This is a genomic window from Flavobacterium sp. K77, assembly GCF_021608205.1.
Classification (GTDB): domain Bacteria; phylum Bacteroidota; class Bacteroidia; order Flavobacteriales; family Flavobacteriaceae; genus Flavobacterium; species Flavobacterium turcicum.
Genome location: NZ_JAKIHO010000037.1, coordinates 1 through 870 on the forward strand (window position 1 = coordinate 1; position 870 = coordinate 870).

The 870-nt window shown below is 33.2% G+C and carries 1 protein-coding gene; it reads left to right on the forward strand.

The features are described 5' to 3' along the window. A partial coding sequence (locus L1S34_RS14780; protein ID WP_236364864.1) for a DUF4145 domain-containing protein occupies positions 1 to 734 on the forward strand: 734 nt, incomplete at its 5' end. Positions 735 to 870: the final 136 nt, after the last annotated feature.

The following is an 870-nucleotide window of genomic DNA, read 5'->3' on the forward strand; positions in this document are numbered from 1 at the left end:
ACGTTAGCAGTCATAATTTTAAAAACATAATTCAAAAGATAATTACAATGAAATGTTCCCACTGTTTAGTCGAATTTCACGCAAAAAGAGAAATTTTAAAATTAGGAGATGATGTCGAAGGAAAATGGGGTATCGAAAAATATGACTGTCCAAATCCTAATTGCAGAAAATTAAACTTTTTCTTAATAAATGCAGAAATTGAATACCACAGAGGTGGATATTATTATATAGATTCCGATGAAGTTGGTAATGAATTCGTTAATTCTCGCTGTTTGATAAGACCAAAAGGTACAAATAGAGCACCAATTCCTGTTGAAGTACCTATGGATTTTTCACAAGACTATACTGAGGCATGTATTGTACTAACTGATAGCCCAAAAGCAAGCTCTGCTTTAAGCAGAAGATGTTTGCAACACCTTTTGAGAGAAAAAGTAGGCGTGAAAAAGGGGGATTTAGCAAACGAAATTCAACAATTAATAGATAGTGGTAATTTACCTAGTCATATTTCTGAATGCATTGATGCTATTAGAAACATTGGTAATTATGCTGCACATCCTATGAAAAGTCAATCAACAGGTGAAATAGTTGATGTAGAACCTGGGGAAGCTGAATGGACTTTGGACGTATTAGAAATGTTATTTGATTTTTATTTTGTACAGCCTGAAAAAATAAGATTAAAGAGAGAGGCTTTGAACAATAAGTTAAAAGATATGGGAAAACCAAATCTAAAATAATTACGACTGCTAACACTTGCTACAAGCGATTTGGGCATTTGGCTTAATTTGGAAATAGTTTTGTATTTGTGAGAATATGGTTAAGCCGAAAAATAACGCTACTTTAGTCCCAAACCTCTTGTAGCAAGGGAACGTT